This is a genomic window from Micromonospora sp. MW-13 (genome assembly GCF_003434305.1).
Lineage (GTDB): Bacteria > Actinomycetota > Actinomycetes > Mycobacteriales > Micromonosporaceae > Micromonospora.
This window is the reverse complement of the sequence record NZ_QKKX01000102.1, coordinates 1-1,314: the sequence shown is the minus strand read 5'-3', so window position 1 is coordinate 1,314 and position 1,314 is coordinate 1. Positions and strand designations below refer to the sequence as shown.

Below are 1,314 nucleotides of genomic sequence, written 5' to 3'. Positions count from 1 at the left end.
CCTTCACCGGCACCACCATCAAATGGCACGACCACTTCTGCCTCCCCGGCGAATTCCCCTACCTCGCCGACGCCAACGGCGACAACAAAGACGACATCATCGTCTTCACTAAAGGCACCACCAACGACGTCCACGTAGCCCTCTCCACCGGCACCACCTTCAACACCCCACAAAAATGGCACGACTTCTTCGGCCTCCCCGGAGAAACCACCCTCTGAACCCCCGAACCCGTAGCAGCTTCCCCGAGGAGAATCGATGCAAATCAACCCCGAAGGCGCTCGGCCCCTCACCCGCCGGCGGCTCCTGACCGGTGCCGCGGGAGTCGCCGCCGCCGGCGCGCTGGCGGGCACGTTCGGCGCGCCGCTCCCGGCCCAGGCCGCCGGCGACGGGCACGGCCTGCGCATCGTCGACCGCAACGAGAACGGCGGTCGCCTCCAGTACTACCGCTTCGCCACCGATGCGATCCAGTGGGATCCCGCTGTCAACGTCCTGTTGCCCGACGGGTACCACACCAGCAACAAGCGCTACCCGGTGCTGTACCTGCTGCACGGCGGGAACGCCGACTTCCGGACCTTCCACATGAACGACAACATCATCAACCTCACCGCCGGCAGGGAGATCATCGTCGTCATGCCGGACGCCGCGACCGGTTGGTACTCCAACCCGGTCAGCAGCAACACGGGGCCACGCAACTGGGAGACGTTCCACATCGCACAACTGCTGCCGTGGATCGAGTCGAACTTCCGCACCTTCGCGGAGTACAACGGACGCGCCGTCGCCGGCTTCTCGATGGGCGGGTTCGGCGCCCTGAAGTACGCCGCGAAGTACTACGGCCACTTCTGCTCGGTCAGCTCCCACTCCGGCCCGGCCAGCCTGCGCCGGGACTTCGGCCTCGTCGTGCACTGGGCCAACCTGAGCTCGGCCGCGGTCGAACTGGGCGGCGGCACCGTCTACGGCGCCCCGCTGTGGGACGAGGCACGGGTCAGCGCCGACAACCCGGTGCAGCGGATCGGGAGCTACCACAACAAGCGGATCTTCCTGGCCGCCGGCACCTCGCCCGACCCGGTCAACTGGTTCGACACGGTCAACGAGACCCAGGTGCTGGCCGGCCAGCGCGAGTTCCGGGCCGCTCTCGGTCGGGCGGGGATCCCGCACGAGTGGCGTGAGGTGCCCGGCGGTCACTACTTCCGCCACGAGCTCTTCGTCCAGGACCTCAACGGGATGCTCGGCCGCCTCCGTCGTGCGGGCTGATCCGGCACCGACGGCTCGGCGGTAGACGCAAGAAGGGCCACCCCCGCAGGGGTGGCCCTTCTT

Annotated in this window: 1 protein-coding gene and 1 pseudogene; both read left to right on the top strand. The window is 67.8% G+C overall.

All coding sequences use genetic code 11. The features are described 5' to 3' along the window. A pseudogene (locus C5N14_RS31350) lies at positions 1-218 on the top strand (VCBS repeat-containing protein); the annotation flags it as partial. 37 nt (positions 219-255) lie between these two features. Then, entirely contained in the window at positions 256-1,251 is a 996-nt protein-coding gene (locus C5N14_RS31345) for an alpha/beta hydrolase family protein (protein ID WP_117673522.1), read from the top strand. The last annotated feature ends 63 nt before the right edge of the window (positions 1,252-1,314 follow it).